The 16,915-nt window shown below is 39.7% G+C and carries 14 protein-coding genes; 8 read left to right on the top strand and 6 right to left on the bottom strand.

Annotation, left to right across the window (positions count from 1 at the left end):
• The first annotated feature begins 28 nt into the window (after nt 1–28).
• A complete protein-coding gene (djlA, locus tag FLM47_RS13080; protein WP_178956583.1) occupies nt 29–886 on the top strand; it encodes a co-chaperone DjlA in 858 nt (285 codons plus the stop codon).
• Here djlA and FLM47_RS13075 read toward each other — a convergent pair.
• From FLM47_RS13075 to rapA, 3 genes are all read right to left on the bottom strand, one after another.
• Entirely contained in the window at nt 869–1,765 is an 897-nt protein-coding gene (locus FLM47_RS13075; RefSeq protein WP_178956582.1) for a DUF3530 family protein, read from the bottom strand. The genes djlA and FLM47_RS13075 overlap by 18 nt on opposite strands.
• A 73-nt stretch (nt 1,766–1,838) precedes the next feature.
• A complete protein-coding gene (gene rluA / locus FLM47_RS13070) occupies nt 1,839–2,492 on the bottom strand; it encodes a bifunctional tRNA pseudouridine(32) synthase/23S rRNA pseudouridine(746) synthase RluA (protein ID WP_138609123.1) in 654 nt (217 codons plus the stop codon).
• Between the two features lie 139 nt (nt 2,493–2,631).
• Nucleotides 2,632–5,526, bottom strand: coding sequence for an RNA polymerase-associated protein RapA (gene rapA, locus FLM47_RS13065; RefSeq protein WP_178956581.1), 2,895 nt, complete (start codon nt 5,524–5,526; stop codon nt 2,632–2,634).
• Nucleotides 5,527–5,824: 298 nt separating this feature from the next.
• On the opposite strand from rapA, the gene FLM47_RS13060 reads away from it, so the two are divergent.
• The 3 genes from FLM47_RS13060 to FLM47_RS13050 all read left to right on the top strand — a co-directional run bounded on the left by FLM47_RS13060 (nt 5,825) and on the right by FLM47_RS13050 (nt 11,942).
• Nucleotides 5,825–7,216: a PhoH family protein gene (locus FLM47_RS13060; RefSeq protein ID WP_010391619.1), complete on the top strand. Its 1,392-nt coding sequence runs from the start codon at nt 5,825–5,827 to the stop codon at nt 7,214–7,216.
• Nucleotides 7,217–7,282: 66 nt separating this feature from the next.
• Nucleotides 7,283–11,053 carry a PAS domain-containing hybrid sensor histidine kinase/response regulator gene (locus tag FLM47_RS13055; protein ID WP_178956580.1) on the top strand — a complete coding sequence of 1,257 codons (3,771 nt, stop codon included), beginning with the start codon at nt 7,283–7,285 and terminating at the stop codon, nt 11,051–11,053.
• Nucleotides 11,043–11,942 carry a diguanylate cyclase gene (locus FLM47_RS13050; RefSeq protein ID WP_178956579.1) on the top strand — a complete coding sequence of 300 codons (900 nt, stop codon included), beginning with the start codon at nt 11,043–11,045 and terminating at the stop codon, nt 11,940–11,942. Before FLM47_RS13055 ends, FLM47_RS13050 begins: the two co-directional genes overlap by 11 nt.
• 13 nt (nt 11,943–11,955) lie before the next feature.
• Here the strand turns inward: FLM47_RS13050 and FLM47_RS13045 are convergent, their stop codons facing one another.
• Together FLM47_RS13045 and FLM47_RS13040 are read right to left on the bottom strand one after the other, a co-directional pair.
• Nucleotides 11,956–12,336, bottom strand: a complete 381-nt coding sequence (locus FLM47_RS13045; RefSeq protein WP_178956578.1) for a DUF3192 domain-containing protein — start codon at nt 12,334–12,336, stop codon at nt 11,956–11,958.
• 174 nt (nt 12,337–12,510) lie between these two features.
• The gene (locus FLM47_RS13040) at nt 12,511–13,455 is read right to left on the bottom strand and encodes a D-2-hydroxyacid dehydrogenase (RefSeq protein ID WP_138609132.1); all 945 of its coding nucleotides are present in this window, start codon (nt 13,453–13,455) and stop codon (nt 12,511–12,513) included.
• Between the two features lie 440 nt (nt 13,456–13,895).
• Between FLM47_RS13040 and FLM47_RS13035 the strand changes: the two genes are divergently transcribed.
• Together FLM47_RS13035 and FLM47_RS13030 are read left to right on the top strand one after the other, a co-directional pair.
• Nucleotides 13,896–15,029 carry a 1-acyl-sn-glycerol-3-phosphate acyltransferase gene (locus FLM47_RS13035; RefSeq protein ID WP_178956577.1) on the top strand — a complete coding sequence of 378 codons (1,134 nt, stop codon included), beginning with the start codon at nt 13,896–13,898 and terminating at the stop codon, nt 15,027–15,029.
• Nucleotides 15,030–15,127: 98 nt separating this feature from the next.
• On the top strand, nt 15,128–15,373 hold the full coding sequence (locus tag FLM47_RS13030; RefSeq protein WP_138609136.1) for a DUF1289 domain-containing protein: 246 nt from the start codon (nt 15,128–15,130) through the stop codon (nt 15,371–15,373).
• Here FLM47_RS13030 and FLM47_RS13025 read toward each other — a convergent pair.
• Nucleotides 15,370–16,068, bottom strand: a complete 699-nt coding sequence (locus tag FLM47_RS13025; RefSeq protein ID WP_178956576.1) for a transporter substrate-binding domain-containing protein — start codon at nt 16,066–16,068, stop codon at nt 15,370–15,372. The two genes, FLM47_RS13030 and FLM47_RS13025, sit on opposite strands and share 4 nt — an antisense overlap.
• Before the next feature lie 222 nt (nt 16,069–16,290).
• On the opposite strand from FLM47_RS13025, the gene FLM47_RS13020 reads away from it, so the two are divergent.
• Both FLM47_RS13020 and FLM47_RS13015 read left to right on the top strand, forming a co-directional pair.
• Nucleotides 16,291–16,494, top strand: a complete 204-nt coding sequence (locus tag FLM47_RS13020; protein WP_008113353.1) for a DUF3283 family protein — start codon at nt 16,291–16,293, stop codon at nt 16,492–16,494.
• Between the two features lie 12 nt (nt 16,495–16,506).
• Nucleotides 16,507–16,914: a GNAT family N-acetyltransferase gene (locus tag FLM47_RS13015; RefSeq protein ID WP_138609142.1), complete on the top strand. Its 408-nt coding sequence runs from the start codon at nt 16,507–16,509 to the stop codon at nt 16,912–16,914.
• The last annotated feature ends 1 nt before the right edge of the window (nt 16,915 follow it).

Genomic DNA, 16,915 nt, shown 5'->3' with positions numbered 1-16,915 from the left:
ATATAAAACACTAGAGGTAAGTTTTAAAATGTGGGGAAAAATTCTCGGTTTCTGTTTTGGTTTTATGTTTGGCAAAATATTTGGCGCCATTTTAGGCTTATACCTAGGCCATATGTTTGATAAAAGTCTAAAGAAAGACTTTGATCAGGCTGGTGGCTTCTCTAACCTTTTTAAAGGCGATGATGTTAACGAGCGCCAAGCACTGTTTTTTTCTAGCTGCTTTGCAGTAATGGGGCATATCGCCAAGTCAAATGGACGAATAAGCGAAACCCATATTAAAGCTGCGACGCTATTTATGGATGAAATGGGCTTAAAAGGCGAAGAGCGCCGTGAAGCGCAGCAGGCATTTCAATCGGGTAAAGACAGCGACTTTTCACTCAAAGACACGGTTTATGACTTTAAAGAACGTTTTGCTAAACGTTACGATTTACTACAGTTATTTTTAGAAATTCAAATTCAAATGGCGTTTTCTGATGGCGTGCTTGCCGCGCAAGAAAAGCAATTACTGCAAGAAGTAAGCAAGCAGTTGGGGGTATCTAAAGCACACTTTGCCTTTGTACTAAAACGTTATCAAGCAGAGTTTAATTTTAGGCAGCAACAACAGCGCTTTAGGCAGCAGCAAAGTCAAAGTAGTAGTTACCGAGAAGGCTCAGGACATCATGTACCGCCAAATAATGATATGAATCGCTCGCAGGCATTGGCCTTGTTAGGGCTAAATAAAGATGCGTCGCAACGTGATATTAAAGTAGCGTACCGAAAGCTTATGGCTCAGCACCATCCTGATAAACTGGTATCGCAAGGTTTACCTAAGCACATGATGGAAGTCGCGGTTAAAAAAAGCCAAGATATTCAAGCCGCTTACGAGTATTTAAAAAAGGCGGCGTAAAAAACCGTCTATTTCTTTGCTCAAGCGTGCATGTTGCTGCGGCGCATCGCGCAATCCAAATAGCTGGCGCTGGCGGTAATCAAACTTTGCATTACGGTTAACCCAACGCTGACGGTTTTTAAGGTTCATTAAAATATCGTTATGATCGCCTGAAAAATAAATATCTAATAACGCCGGTGTCACTAAAGAGGTGGTTTGGCTCAAACGCGCATTACGCTGTGAATTTGGTAAGAAGCTACTTAAACTAATAAATGCATTGATCTGTAAATCTGAAAAATCAGCATAGTGCTCCATTAATACTCCCGCACTGGTTCCTTGAGCAATAACCACAATATCATTCGAGGCTTCACTCGCTTGCTGATAAAGTGCCTCATAGCGAGCAATTAAATTTGTTTTGTAATTATCTAGTACATCAATATTGACCTGCTCAATATAATCAACATGATGAGGCGGCTCAGTTGGCGTGCTGTTATCTGCTGCAGTCGGTTGATTATTTGCCTCGCTGCTCTGCTCAGCAGCTTGCCAATTAATATCGGGCACCGTCATAGCGTAAGTGCTATAGCCATGGTTATTTAACTCTTTGCGCAAAAAGTTCATGCCAGAATTGTTTGTAGGGCTCGATTGCCAGTCGGGTATTAGAATCACCACACCTCTAAAATCAGCGCTCATGTATTCACGATGTAAGGTTAAAAATGGTGTGTCGCCAAGCTCAATGGTTTTAATTTCATCCCCTGGTGCTAAGCGTTTAATATCATTTTCAATAATAGTTGAGTGGGCTGTAGGAGCTATATGTTCCACTGCATATGTTTGCCAATGCATTAATATGCAAACAGCTGATAATGCACAGAGTGACATTTTTATAAATTGCGCAACAACCATAATGAACCCAAACAATAAAGATTATTTAGGTATCGGCGCGAGGCTATAAAAGTTTAGCTATTTGCGTGTTTATTTAAAACTCGGGTTCAGCTTCAAAAGTAAGTACTTGCTCTGTTAAAGGGTGTTTGAGTTGTAGCATTTGTGCATGCAGCTGTAGGCGAGGAGCCGCAGCAAGTGCGTCTTTGTGGGCATATAAACGATCGCCTAAAATAGGGTGGCCTAAGCTTAGCATATGTACTCGCAGCTGGTGGGAGCGCCCAGTAATAGGAGTAAGCTCTACACGGGTTGCCTGTGCTTCGCGCTTAAGCACTTTAAAATGAGTAAGCGAGGGCTTGCCATTGTCGTGATCAACCATTTGCTTAGGACGGTTCGGCCAATCACAAATAAGCGGTAAGTCAACTGAGCCCGTTTCACTTTCAAGTTGCCCATAAACTCGCGCAATGTAACGCTTTGCCGTTTCACGCTCTTGAAATTGCATACTTAAATGGCGGTGAGCGGCTTTGTTCATTGCCAAGCAAAGTATCCCTGAGGTAGCCATATCTAAACGGTGAACAATTTTAGCCGTAGGAAAAACACGGTTGACGCGATTAATTAAGCTATCGGCATGTTTTGGGTCTTTACCTGGTACGGTGAGTAACTCGCTAGGCTTATTTACAATAAGTAAATCATCGTCTTGAAACAGTATAGTTAAATACGGGCTCATAGGGGGATTGTAATTAACTAACACGGCAGACCTCAGTGATTTTGAAGTGCGCTATTTTAGTGGAGCGAGCGCAAAGGCTCAAGTAAAAAGCGCGATATAAATATCGCGCTTTTTCAATGCACACGTTAGTTGACCTTTAACTAACGACTGACAGCTATATCCTCTAGTGCGAAACCACAATTAAACGAATTGCATCGAGTTTTAACTGCGCTTTTTCAATATGTGCGGTTAGCTCATTGCGTTGTTTGTCGTAAAAAGTAATTTCTTCTTGGCGAATATTTGGGTTTATTTGTTTCAGTGCCTCTAAACGCTGTTGCTCTTCACTCAACGATGTTTGCATTTTAGCTAATGACTCTGCACGAATAACATCCAGCTTTTGTTGCGCCATGTCTTTTGCTGTGTTGATCATCGGATGAACCGCACTTTGTAATGCACCGGCTAATTTACTTGCTGTTTGGCGACCTACCGCAGATAACTGTTGATTAAAGCCATCAAAGTCAACGTTTTCGCCTAAGTTATTACTGCTCTTATCGAGTAAAATACGAATAGGCGTAGGCGGTAAAAAGCGGCCCACTTGCAGTACTTTTGGTGCCATCGCCTCGGCAACAAAGATTAGCTCAACAAAGAATGTTCCTGGTGGTAACTTTTTGTTTTTAAGTAACGCCACTGACGCACTACCAAAGTCATCATCGCAAATCATGTCCATAGTGCCTTGCACCATAGGGTGATCCCAACTGATAAAGTGCACATCTTCTTGCGAAAGAGCGGTATCACGGTCAAATGTTACCGTCATGCCATCTTCTTTTAAAGCAGGGAATGAGGCATTAAGCATATGCTCAGTGGGTTTTAAAATAATAGTGTTTTCACCTTTATCTTCTTGGCTTACGCCAAAGGTGTCGAACACATTGATCATGTAACTTGGTAGCTCAAACTGATTATCGAGTTTTTCAATGTCAGCTACGAGTGAATCAGCAGCGCCTTGCCCTGATGAATGCAGTTCTAGTAGGCGATCTCGGCCACTTTCCATTTGCTTACGTAATACTGCATTCTTTTGTGCTACTTGCTCAAGCAATGGGTCTAGCTCATCTTCGTCACAATTATGAGCTGCAATATATTCAAGTAAGTCTTCGCTAAATTCTTTATATAATAACTGTCCTGTGGTTGAAGTGCTTTCAAATGCATCTAGGCCTTCGTTGTACCAACGTAATAACACTTCCTGTGCCGTATTTTCAAAGTAAGGCACATGAATGTTCACATCTTGTGTTTGTCCTATGCGGTCTAAGCGACCAATTCGTTGCTCAAGTAAATCTGGGTTGAGCGGTAAATCAAACAACACTAAATGATGTGAGAATTGGAAGTTACGGCCTTCTGAACCAATTTCAGAACACAATAATATTTGAGCATTATCGTATTCATCGGCAAAGAACGCCGCGGCGCGGTCTCGTTCAATTATCGACATGCCCTCGTGGAAAACCGAGGCTTTAATTGCTTCGCGTTCACGTAATATTTGCTCAAGGCTGATTGCGGTTTCGGCTTTAGCACAAATGAGTAATACTTTTTCACGTTTGAGAGTTTTTAGCGTTTCGATCAGCCAATCTACACGCGGGTCAAATAAACCCCAACTGGCGCTTTCACCTTCAAACTCTTGAAATATTTTTTCAGGGAAAAGTGCACGCTGTGCACTGAGTTCAGCATTTTGAATGCCGCTCATATTACCTAGTACAGTCATTGCTGTTTTGTATTGCTTAGGTAAAGCCATAGGGTAGGCGTGTAATTTACGACTTGGGTAACCATCAATACCACTGCGACTATTTCTAAATAAGATGCGGCCAGTACCGTGACGGTCTAAAAGCATATTTAAAATTTCTTTACGTGCTTCAAGGTCGCCTTGTTGTGCTGTTTCAAGAATATCGGTGATATCCGTTTCTTTTAATAGCTCAATCAAGGTTGCTTTAGCGTTATCATCTAATGATTGCTCTTGCAGTAGTTGGTTAGCAGCTTCGGCTACATCTTTGTAGTTTGCTTCTTCTTCTTTAAATACGTCGTAGTCGTAAAAGCGATCTGGGTCGAGCAGTTGTAAGCGTGCAAAGTGGCTACGATGACCCAGTTGGTCTGGCGTTGCTGTTAATAAAATTAGCCCCGGAATGTCTTGACTCAGCTCAGCCATACGTTGGTATTCGGCACTAGGTTTATTGTTGTTAATGCTTAAATGATGGGCTTCATCAATGACTAATAAGTCCCAGTCGGCCAACGTAGATTGTTCAAACCAACGTTTTTTCTTAGTTAAAAACTCAAGGCTGGTAAGCACCAGTTGCTCGGTATCAAATACGTTAGGTGAATCAGCAAACGCTTCGTCGCAGCGCTCTTCATCAAAAATAGAAAAACGTAAATTAAAACGGCGTAGCATTTCTACTAACCATTGGTGCTGCAAGTTCTCAGGTACCACAATGAGCACACGGCTGGCGCGACCAGTAATAATTTGTTGGTGTAAAATCATGCCAGCTTCGATGGTTTTACCCAAACCTACTTCATCAGAAAGTAGTACACGTGGCGCAAAACGTTTACCTACTTCTTGGGCAATATAAAGCTGATGCGGAATAAGGTTGGCACGTTGGCCAATTAAACCTTTAATAGGTGACTGTTGGCGTTCAAATTGGTGTAACCAAGTTTGGTAGCGCAAAGTGTATCGATCAAAGCGGTCTACTTGGCCTGCAAATAAACGGTCTTGTGGTTTATTAAATTTAATAAAATGGTCTAAAAAGGTCTCTTTTAATTGTACTTTTTCACCGTTATCAATACGTTCACCGTGATAGCACAGTAATTCGCCTTGTACTTCAATTGACTCAACTTGTAATTCCCACTCCTCAACGCTTCGGATCACATCACCAGGATTAAATGCTACGCGGGTTACCGGAGCTTCTGCAGAAGAATAAACACGGTTTTCACCACTGGCAGGAAATAAAATGCTGACCTGGCGGCCATCAATGGCAACAACGGTGCCCAATCCTAAATCTGACTCTGTATCACTGATCCAACGCTGACCTAAGGAAAAATTCATGTATGTCTCGTCTATGAAGAAAAAGGCGGCTATGTTACCTGTTAGATAACACCACTGCAAGGCGCTATTTGCCTGACTTTTAATTAATTTTATAAGTGTGAATTATTCCTATCTATAAGCACTGATTAGTGCGCCGATTTTGTAGGAAATTCAAACTAAATGATATTTGTCATAAAACAGACTTTTATGACAAATAGACTAAACTCAAATTATACCTAAGTAATTAATCAAGTTTATTAGTCACACTGATTAGTTTATTGGGTATAGCATAAAAATCATAAAACGTAAGGAAAGTGCTATGGAAAAAGCTTCGAACCTTGATAGTAAAATGTATGTGCTAGATACCAATGTATTGCTTCATGAACCCCTCGCGTATTTGTCATTTCAAGAACACCAAGTGGTTATTCCAATGACGGTATTAGAAGAGCTTGATCACATTAAAGACAGAAAACACGATGTAAGTCGCGATGCCCGAGTGGCCATTCGTGGACTTGATGGAGTGCTCAGCCAGGCCTCTCCCGAGCAAATGTTACAAGGGGTTGCGCTACCAAGTAATAAACAAGGCGGATTAACGGGAAGCTTACTGATTGTAAATGACCATTTATTTGCCGATTCTATTTCCGGCTTACCGGGCAATGAAAACGACCACCGCATTATTAATTGCGCGGTGCACTTACAAAATCAGCACAGTGATAAAAAAGTCATACTGGTTACTAAAGATATCAACATGCGCTTAAAAGCCAAAGGGGCGGGGCTTAAATATGTTGAAGATTACCGTACCGATCAGCTTATTGACGATATCGCCTTACTTACCAGCGGCTATAAAAAAATTACTGGTGATTTTTGGCAGCATGTTGGCGAGTGTAACACTGAGCAACACGGGCGTGAAACAGTCCATCATATCCCTAAAGATTTAATCCCAGATGTGTTTTGTAATGAGTATTTACTTGATGATGGCGATCAGTTTGCCGCTAGAGTCAAATCTTACGATGGTGAGCATATTACCATTAAAGATATTGGAGCAGAGCGACTAATGCATCAAAGTGCTTGGGGAATAAAGCCAAAAAATATTTACCAAGCAATGGCACTAGATGCACTGCTCGATACCTCTATTGAACTTGTTATTTTAACCGGCCCTGCGGGGTGTGGTAAAACCTTACTGGCGCTTGCATGTGCACTGGAAATGGTGATTGAAAAAGGTGTTTACGATAAAGTGATTGTAACCCGAAACACCCCTGAAATTGCCGAATCGATTGGCTTTTTACCTGGCACCGAGGAAGAGAAAATGGCGCCTTGGCTGGCTGCCATAACCGATACCTTAGAGGTGCTGCATAAAGGAGATGAGAACCCTGTTTCAAGCCGTAATTACATTATGGAAAAAGCCAATGTTCAGTTTAAATCGGTGAACTTCATGCGTGGGCGAAGTATTCAAAATGCGGTGGTGATTTTAGATGAAAGCCAAAACTTAACGGCTTCTCAGCTCAAAACCATTATTACCCGTTGTGGTGAAGGAACTAAACTTATTTGTACCGGAAATTTAGCACAAATAGACAGTAACTATTTAACCGCTGTTACCTCTGGACTTACCTATATTGTGGAGCGATTTAAGCACTTTGAAGGCGGCGCTACTGTTAATCTTAATGGTGTAGTAAGAAGTCGACTAGCGTCATTTGCCGAGGAGAATTTATAACTTGCGCTTAACATCTTGGCTCGATAGTCTACAGTTTGATTTTTGAGCCAATAATTAGGTAACTTGTTGAAATTTTTGCCGTTAGAACATTATCATCGCTCTGTTTTTGTGGCGCTAGCACTGCCTTTGTTAGTGGCCTCTTTTTTGTGTTTGCATTTTTATAATATAAAAATGGAACGTGCAATAACAAAAAAGACCACTGATTTTAATGCATTATCTGCGCAGCTTGATCATGATATGCAAGCAATGGGGGACTTGGTTGATGCAATGTTTGTTATGTATAACAAGCAAACTTTTCTTGTAGAAAATTATAATCTTACAGAAAACATTAACCAATATGAGCATTATTATTATCGCCAATTTGAACATTTAAACGGTGAAATTGCAGGTAAAGGCCAGTTTAGTTCTTCTGAGTCGGCACTGTTACAGTGGCAGCAGGTAATATCGCTTGCACCCTCTTTTAATACCACCTTAGCGCTGCTTTCATCTGTGCATTCTGTTGCGTATGTTGATGAACGTGGGTTTGCATACTTAACTCGGCGCGACAATACTCAAAATAATATATTTATCCCGCTATTGAATGGCGACTTTAAACCCTTACCGTCAGCAGCCAAATTGGCTTCGAGTGCAGTCATTAATCTGGGTAATAAAGCATATTTTGCGATTGGCCGTCAGCGTGAGCGAAATTCATCTGATTATATTATTTTAATTTATGACTTGCAGGCCATCTCTGGCTGGTTAAACAAAATCACCTCTAAGCAAGGTGAGTATGTTTTTATTAATCAAGCAAATCAAATTATTGCCAGTTCACAGCAGTCAATTAACCAAGCAATAAATTTTTCGACATACTGGCCTCAAATTAATACGCGCTCACCAAAGCGTACAACCCTGTCTGAACTGCTTTTTTTAATTCAACCCTCAGATCAGAGCCCGATTCATTTAGGGTTTCTTGCTGATGAGCAAATGCTGACCAGCAGCCTTGTGCAAGAAGTGGTGTTGGAGTTTATTTCATTAGCGTTATTTTTATGCTTGATGTTTTATGTCTTTTTTTGGTTAAGCAAGCGTATATTTATCAGACCTATGACAGAGCTAATGCGTTACTTAGAACATCATAACGATGACAACTCGGGATATTTAAATTACAAAATACCATTAAATTGGCAACCTTGGTTTGCTAGGGTGAAAGCTATTTTTGCGAAAAATGAACGTTTAGTTATTTCATTGCAAAATGCTAATAAAAAGTTAGATGAGCAGGTGCAGCTCAAATCTGAAAAATTAAAACATAGCGACCAAGCAAAAGAGCGGCATTTAGCCCTGCTAAATACAGTACTTAACAGCGTGCCTGACTTTATATATTTTAAAAATACAGACGGCACCTTTTTAGGTTGTAATAAAGCATTTGAGCAGTTTATAGGTAAGAGCCAAAGCGAACTTATTGGTCAAAATATGCATAGCATTAGTCGCAGCTACGAGCAAATCCAGCGGCTGGAGCAGCAAGCATTACAGCATAAAATGCAAATTCAGCAGCGTATAGACGTTGCTAAGCAAACTTATCAGTTAACGATTGCTCCGTTTTATGATGAACAGCGCCAATTGCTAGGCACAATGGGAATTGGTCGCGATATTACTGCGCAGCAACATACTCTATATGCATTAAAAGAGTCGGAATCTAAATTTAGAAGTGCCATTGAATTTGCTGCTAATGGGGTGTTTTTACTTTCACTTGAGTACGCTATTTTACAGGTTAATAAAGCCGCGCGAAAACTGTTTACCAAACATCATCAATTAACAGATACCCCGTTTGATACACTATTTAGTGACACGCAGTGGCAAGAACTCGAAGCCTTGCTGCAGCAACTACTGCACAACAAAAAACAGGTGTTTCATTTAACTTTTGCGCACACTCAATTAAATGCTTGGTTGCAGTTGAGTATGTCATTAATTTGGAATGAGAATGCTCAGCCGCTATATTATGTTATTCATATTCAAGATGTTACTGAGCTTACGAAAGCCAAAGATGATGCAGAGCGAGCCACCTTGGCTAAAAGTCGCTTTATTGCTAATTTGAGCCACGAAATACGTACTCCTCTCAATGCCATACTAGGGCTATTAGACATGTTAGTAGAGCATGGATTAACGCAGCGACAAGTGCAACTGACCAGCCAAGCGACGTATGCAGCCAATAATTTATTACAAATGCTTAATAGTATGCTTGATTTTGCGCGTGTTGAAAGTAATGAAGCAACGCTGCAATTAGCGCCTTTATGCCTAGTTGATTTGATTGATACCTGCGAAAGCTTAATTTTGCCTTTATGCCAAGCAAAGCAGATACAGCTAAAAGTTGATATTGACCCACATATTTCCCCTTTTTTAGTTGGCGACTCCATTCGTTTGCAACAAGTGTTAGGTAACTTATTAACCAATGCTGTTAAATTTACTCCTACAGGCAACGTGACATTAAAAATGCAGTTACAGCCAAGTAGCCGTAATGAGTTGCAGCGTATCTGTTTTGGGGTTATAGATACAGGTGAGGGGATTGCTCAAGCCGATCAACGCCGTTTATTTGATGCCTTCACCCAAGGCGATGAGTCATCCACTCGTCAGCATCAAGGAGTAGGTTTAGGGCTGGCAATAGTAAAACACAGTGTGGCATTAATGGGCGGGGAAATTTCACTTGATAGCGATAAAGGACAAGGTTGCTATTTTTACTTTACGCTCGATTTAGCGACCGATACCAACAAAGTTACTCGTGATGAAAATAAGTTATTAGTAATTACTAGCGCTAAAAGTACGTTACTTAATCAAGTAATTAAAGCGTATCCTGTTATTAATAACCAAACGCTTAATAGGGTAATCGCTGAACCAGAATATTTGCTGCAAGCGCACACAATAATCATTGATGCGTGTGAGCTGTCGGCCTTTTTAACACCAAAAATAAAAGCAACACTGCGTACAGCTGCTATTTCGATTGTTGTTATTACAGATAATCAAGACGAACAGCCACCAATAAATGATTCCCTTATTACCCAGTTCTTACCCTCAAGCGCACTTGCACAGCGATTACTTAATTTGAGCTCGCAAAAAATAGTGAAGGCAATTGAAAACAAAGCACAAAAACCGCGTGATACAGTCTCAGGAATATTAGTGTTAGCGATAGACGATAATCCATTGAACCTCGATATTATTAGCAGTATTTTGAGTCAAGCTGGAGTAAATGTTGTTACGATCAATGACCCGCAAAAAGGGATTGAATTGGTAAGTAGCTTACGCCCCGACTTAGTCTTAATGGATATTCAAATGCCCAAAATTGATGGCTATCAAGCGACTGAAATAATACGCCAACAGTTTGACGCTCAGCAATTACCTATTTTTGCATTAACCGCGCATAGTGAACCAGCCGACATTTCGCGCTCACTCAATGGTGGGATGAATAAACATTTAACTAAGCCTGTGGTTGCGCCAGTTTTATTTACAGCAATCGCAAGCCTTGGCATCGCTACGCCATGTTTTTTCGATAAAGCCTTTGCTTTGTCTCAGTTTGACGATGATCACTCTGTACTGCACAGTATGTTAGACAAGTTAGCGACATTAAGTGAGTCATATTCAGCTGAGCTTCAAAACAACAACCCTAGTATTGAAATGGTACGCTTAGTGCATAGTTTAAAAGGGATAGCAGGAAATTTAGGTTTTAACCGATTATTATTGTGTGCTCAACACACTGAGCAGGTATTAAAAGCGGGCGGCGAGCACGCCGCAGCTGCAATTAAAGAATTAATAATACAGTTAGAGCAAGTGCAAATTTATATAAAAAGTTTAGATGTAAGCAATGATAAATAAAGCAAAAATATTAATTGTAGATGACGATGCGCTTAACCGAATCATTTTAGAAAAAACCCTAAGTGACGAGCATGAGGTTTACTTAGTGGCTAGTGGTGAAGAGGCGTTGGTATTTGTTAAGCACACACAAGTAGACTTAATTATTTTAGACATTATTATGCCAGGCATGAATGGTTACGACGTGCTGGTGGAGCTTAAAGAAAGCAGCCTAAGCCATACAATCCCCATTATTTTTATCTCAGCGAATAGCTCTCATGAAGACGAAGCAAAAGGCTTAGAGTTAGGCGCAATGGATTACATTGTTAAGCCATTTTATGCCTCTATTGTTAAAGTGCGTGTGCGTAATCAATTACTCATTAAGCAAAAAAACGATTTATTAGAAATGCTTGCGTCTATTGATGGTTTAACAGAAATACCTAACAGACGTTATTTAGATGAAAACTTAGAACGAGAGTGGCGAAGAAGTAAGCGTAATAATTCCTCCATGTGTGTACTGCTTATCGATATTGATCACTTTAAGCGCTATAACGACTACTACGGTCATCGTGCTGGCGATGAGTGTTTAAAAGCAGTGGCGCAAACATTAGTGGCGCAATGTGAACGTGGCAGTGATTTTGTTGCCCGTTATGGTGGTGAAGAGTTTGTTGCAGTATTACCAGAAACCAATCAGCAAGGCGCTATTGCGTTTGCTAATAAATTACGCAAAGCTATTAATGACTTGAATATAGAACACAACGCATCTTTAAATGCTTCACACATTACTATTAGTATTGGAATTGCCTCAAGTGAGAGCAGTCAAGCATACACCGAGAAAGCGTTATTAGAAGAGGCTGACTCAGGTTTATATAATGCTAAAAAGTCAGGGCGCAATCAAATTAGCGCCCAATAGTATTTTCGAGAGCTTAATTTGTTAGCATCAATAACGCTGAGCTACCAATACCCACTAATTTATCATTTTTGAAAACGAGCGGTGTGCATTCATCTTTGGTCATTTTCCCATCTGAATGAATGCTGTGCGTTGCGTAGAACAAGACTTGGTAAACATCATCCTGTTTTTTTAACAATTCAGTGAAGTTAGGTGTTTTTAGTTGGTTTAACACCGACTGATACGAGCTATCCATTGCCAAGCCTGAAATGATTTCACGATTGTTTTTATGTGTTGCTTGCCAACTTGAAGAGCTATTACCTGCCCAGTGACCCTCTGCTTCGCCATCTGATACAGCGATTACACAACCCGTTAAAAAAGGAGCGGTAAGTGCAGCGATTAAAAGTGTTTTTTTCATTTTTTATTACCCTAGATGATTAATTAAAGACAATATAGCAAAGACTAGGCCAGTTTTTAAACTCTTAAAAATCAATGGCTTGTTTTTATTATGTTTGGTGGGGTGGTGGCTTTTTTAAAATATAAATCTAAAAAGCCACTTTTTAGTAATTTTGACTAAGTTACTTTTATGGCATTAAACCAAGCGGTTACGCGACTCGTGTAGACTAAATGCTGTAATATTTAAACTCACTTCTTTTACTAAACGCACGATAGATTCAGTGCTCGCCCACGCTATATGTGGTGTAAGTAGTAAGTTATCACCCGTATAATTAGCCAGAGGATTGGTCAGCTCAGCGGGCTCTTTGGTAAGTACATCAACGCCCGCACCGGCAATAATATTGGCTTTTAATGCTTCTACTAAGTCAGCTTCATTGATAATCCCACCGCGTGCGGTATTAATAATTAGCGCAGTTGGCTTCATCATTTTTAATTCATTAAGTGTAATTAAGTCGCGCGTTTCATCATTAAGTGGGCAGTGAACGCTAATAATATCCGCTGTTTTTATTGCTGTTTCAAACGGGGTGCGTCCGTTGCGACACGCCGCGCCTTTACGCTCTGCAATAATTACATTGGCGCCAAACGCTTCAGCCACTTTAGATACTGCATTACCTAAAGTGCCACCACCAATAATGGCTAATGTTTTGTCCTGGATGTCATTAAAGTTGTAATCCAGTCGACAAAACATCTCACTTTTTTGCCACGCGCCTTGCTGACAATCTGCTTGATAGCGGTGAGTATTACCTAATAAGTTAGTGATCAACGAAAAGGTATGCTGAACAACAGAAGGGGTCGAATAACCGGCAACATTAGTAACTGCTATACCTAAGTCTTTCGCGGCATTTAAATCAACATTATTGGTACCCGTTGCACTAACACAAATGAGCTTTAATGATTTTAATTGCATCATAGTGTCACGATTAATCACCACTTTGTTGGTGATTAAAACTTCTGCATTTTGGCTATGCGCTAATACTTGCTCAGGGCTAGTTAGCTGATGCACTGTGAGCTCTCCAAGTGCTGAAATACCATCCAGTGACGTGTTTGCCAGTGTTGCGTTATCAAGAATTGTTATATTCACGGTGTGTCCTAATATGTGTATGTGTTAGAGAGGGAGTAACCTCTGTACGCAGATAAAAAGATCATTATTTAATTGAATGTTATAGATTTATTTAGACTTAGCTTATTGTGTTCACATTAACAGGAGTAAAGTCATATTTAAATGTGGTCTGCCCACTGAGGGTTAACTTGCATGTTATTATGACCAACTGCCTTGCTAAGTTAACTTGAACAAAGTGCTATTAGTAAGGTCTATCCATTTGAATTAATAATTAATAGCTATAGTTTATACACATGAGCGGTTAATCTGGCAATGATGCTCAGTACTAAACTATAACGCTATGAAAACTCAGTAAATCGAACTTTAGTATTGCTAGTTTCGTATTTTTGCTTGAGTTATAATCAAAATCAGACATAACGGGGCGTTTTCGCGCGCCGTTTTTAACTTTGTAGATGCAGTAAATGATAGAACTAGAAGATAAGTACGCAGATATAAGACCTTACAATGACGATGAAGTTGCCGCCTCATTAACGCGATTAATTAACGATAATGCGTTTCTTGATGTGATAGCAAAGTATAATTTGCCACGCTTTATATCCGCAGTTGGGTTTTTAGCACGCGCTATAATAAAGCATCAGTTGCGTAAAAAATGGGGCAAAGTTAAAACAGTTGAAGATGTACAAAATGAAGTTGCACATTACTTAAATAAATTAGTAAACCGCACCACATCAAACGTTACTTTTTCGGGCTTAGAGGCGTTAGACCCTGATCAAGCCTATCTTTTTGTTTCAAACCACAGAGACATTGTACTCGATCCTGCATTGGTTAATTGGGGCCTTTTTCAGCATAAAATGAAAACCGTGAGAATTGCGATTGGTGATAACTTACTGCAAATCCCATACATTACAGAGCTTATGCGTTTAAATAAAAGTTTTATTGTAAAACGCTCAGCTAAAGCTCCAAAGGAGATGTTAAAAGCGCTGACTCAATTATCGGCTTATATTTATGACTCACTCAGCAGTGGGCATTCTATTTGGATTGCTCAAAAAGAAGGCCGTGCCAAAGATGGTGTAGATCAAACCGATCCCGCACTATTAAAAATGCTGCAACTAAATGGACGTAAACAAAAGAAAGAATTTGGCGAATACATTAAAGAACTAAAAGTGGTGCCGGTTGCAATATCTTACCAATATGAACCCTGTGCAATAGCTAAGGCAAAAGAGCTTTACCATAAACAGCATCATGGTAAATATGTGAAATCGGCGGGTGAAGATATTGCTAGCATTGTTGAAGGTTTTAGTTCAGCCAAAGGGCATGTGCACTTATCGTTTGGCCAGCCTATTCAGTCAGATTGCGATAGTGCCGATGAATTGGCAAAAACCATTGATAAGCAAATAATTGATTCGTTTTATTTGCACCCAGGCAATTATATTGCGGGTGGTTGTACTGAAGCGGTTATAAATAAAAATGATGCAGCACAATTTGCAGAGCGTTTAGCAAAAGTGCCAGAAGAATTAAGATCTTTGGTACTAGCGATGTACGCCAAACCGTATCATAGAAAAACACAAGTAGATGAACAAAGCTGTGAACATTAATTAACAGCTAAGATAAAAGCAGCAATTAATTGGCTGCTTTTTTTTTGCACAAAAATAGCGCTATACTCAAGCTATGCTTTTTTAGACTGGAGGGTTTGATGCAACAAATTGAAATATTTGATATTCCTAGCCCTTGTAAAGGTATTTGCTTGGTTAATAATCGAGGCTACTGCAAAGGATGTTATCGCAGTCGTGATGAGCGATTTTCGTGGAATTCGTTAACCAATGCCCAAAAAAAGAAAGTATTGAGCCTATGCCAACAACGCTATAAACGTTATTTACAGCAAAAAAATAAAGCTGAGCAAACCGCTTCGCCAACACGGCAGCAAGGCTTTGATTTTTAAAATTGTAGTTTGTACTTTGACCTGAGTTTAGCTACCGTGCCATTGTTGTGTAATTTCTTAAGTGTAGTCTCAAGCTGCAAAGCAATACTCGCATGGCTATTATGTAAATAATGATAAAGCGGGTAGGTAGCAACCACTTGTTTTTCATAGCAACCTAAAGCAGGAGGAATAGTTTTATTGGCCATCGCAAAATCAATCAGTAATGCAGCTTCTACTTTTTGCTGGATCAGTAAATTTAATTGAGTGGTATTATTTTTTACTTCAATAACCTCGCCTTGAAAATCAATACTGTCTAAATATCGTTGTTGCACAGGGTAGCTGGCTATAATAGCAACGCTATCCATTGTTTTAGTAGAGCTGGGTTCACAGTGCTTATAAAGCTCAAGACTAAATTTAAATAACGGGTAATTAACTCGAATTAAGTTTTTGTAAGCACTTTCAATACTAATATCACGAGCAAGCTGCCCATCTAACATGCCATTATTTGCCGCAAATAATGCATTCTGGCGATTAAAATCGATAATATTTAATTTAAAGCCTATATCTGCATACGCTAATTGTAATAGCTCAATAGTATAATTTGCTTGCTGGGTGTTCTGCGGGCGATTAAATGTATAGCTGTAACTATGGCCAAATGACGGATTGCTAAAAACTAAACCTATTAATACAAGTAGTCCTTTAGAGTATTTAAACACGTCAGTATTTCCAGTCTATTAGAGGCAAATGAGTAGGTGGGTATAATAACAAATTGGCTGTGTTTTGCCCAGTTTCTAGTCATAATCTAGCAAAGTCTATCTTTAACAATTATTGATCCCCTTAGATTATTTACGGCAGATTCTTTTTATTCGCTATAGAGTTAGTTTATTATAAGTTTAAACGTATAATCTAAGTTTTATCGGGCCAGTGAAAGGGGTAATATGAGTTATAACCTGTGTGATTTACCACGAGAGCAAAAGTATCAAATTCAGTTAGACTACGAAGCTTCATTTTGGGCATATCAAATTAAGCGTGGCAAGAAAACGCGTGAACAAGTTTACGACACCCTGCATAGTCGTCCTGTTGCGGAGCAAGGTTTTTTAAAGCAAAAGTTTGAGCAATATTTGGCACTTATGCTAAGTTAGAGTTTACTTGCTATGGTTGTTATAAAACAATTAGAACCAGTTAAAACGCCCTTAATAAATAAGTTTTATACCTTACATAAAGTTCGCGGTCGCGCAAATAAACAAGACCAACTGTGGGTCGCTTACGATAACCACACGATGATTGCGGCGTGCCGCTTACAACATAAACCGACTTTTTTATTTTTATCGACTGTTTTTGTGGCCCCTGAATACCGCTCAACTGGTGTTGCAACAAAGCTGTTAAGCACGCTTTTAAATCAGCAAACCGACGTTGTTTACACATTCGCTTACCAACATATTACTGATTTTTATCAGGCACTTGGTTTTAACCAGGTGTTAACATATACTCCTGAGTTATTAACGCTATTTGATGCATACAAGCACCGCAATATTATTGCATTGAAATATCAGCAACCCTAAA

This window comes from Pseudoalteromonas sp. Scap06 (genome assembly GCF_013394165.1).
GTDB lineage: Bacteria > Pseudomonadota > Gammaproteobacteria > Enterobacterales > Alteromonadaceae > Pseudoalteromonas.
The sequence above is the reverse complement of the archived record's forward strand: the minus strand, read 5'-3'. Positions and strand labels throughout refer to the sequence as shown.

Bases quoted from the DNA above. Each gene is read 5' to 3' on its own strand.
- FLM47_RS13075 (WP_178956582.1), bottom strand. From the start codon at position 1,765: ATGGTTGTTGCGCAATTTATAAAAATGTCACTCTGTGCATTATCAGCT.
- FLM47_RS13060 (WP_010391619.1), top strand. From the start codon at position 5,825: ATGGAAAAAGCTTCGAACCTTGATAGTAAAATGTATGTGCTAGATACC.
- FLM47_RS13020 (WP_008113353.1), top strand. From the start codon at position 16,291: ATGAGTTATAACCTGTGTGATTTACCACGAGAGCAAAAGTATCAAATT.
- FLM47_RS13035 (WP_178956577.1), top strand. From the start codon at position 13,896: ATGATAGAACTAGAAGATAAGTACGCAGATATAAGACCTTACAATGAC.
- FLM47_RS13050 (WP_178956579.1), top strand. From the start codon at position 11,043: ATGATAAATAAAGCAAAAATATTAATTGTAGATGACGATGCGCTTAAC.
- FLM47_RS13030 (WP_138609136.1), top strand. From the start codon at position 15,128: ATGCAACAAATTGAAATATTTGATATTCCTAGCCCTTGTAAAGGTATT.
- FLM47_RS13045 (WP_178956578.1), bottom strand. From the start codon at position 12,336: ATGAAAAAAACACTTTTAATCGCTGCACTTACCGCTCCTTTTTTAACG.
- FLM47_RS13015 (WP_138609142.1), top strand. From the start codon at position 16,507: ATGGTTGTTATAAAACAATTAGAACCAGTTAAAACGCCCTTAATAAAT.
- djlA (WP_178956583.1), top strand. From the start codon at position 29: ATGTGGGGAAAAATTCTCGGTTTCTGTTTTGGTTTTATGTTTGGCAAA.
- rapA (WP_178956581.1), bottom strand. From the start codon at position 5,526: ATGAATTTTTCCTTAGGTCAGCGTTGGATCAGTGATACAGAGTCAGAT.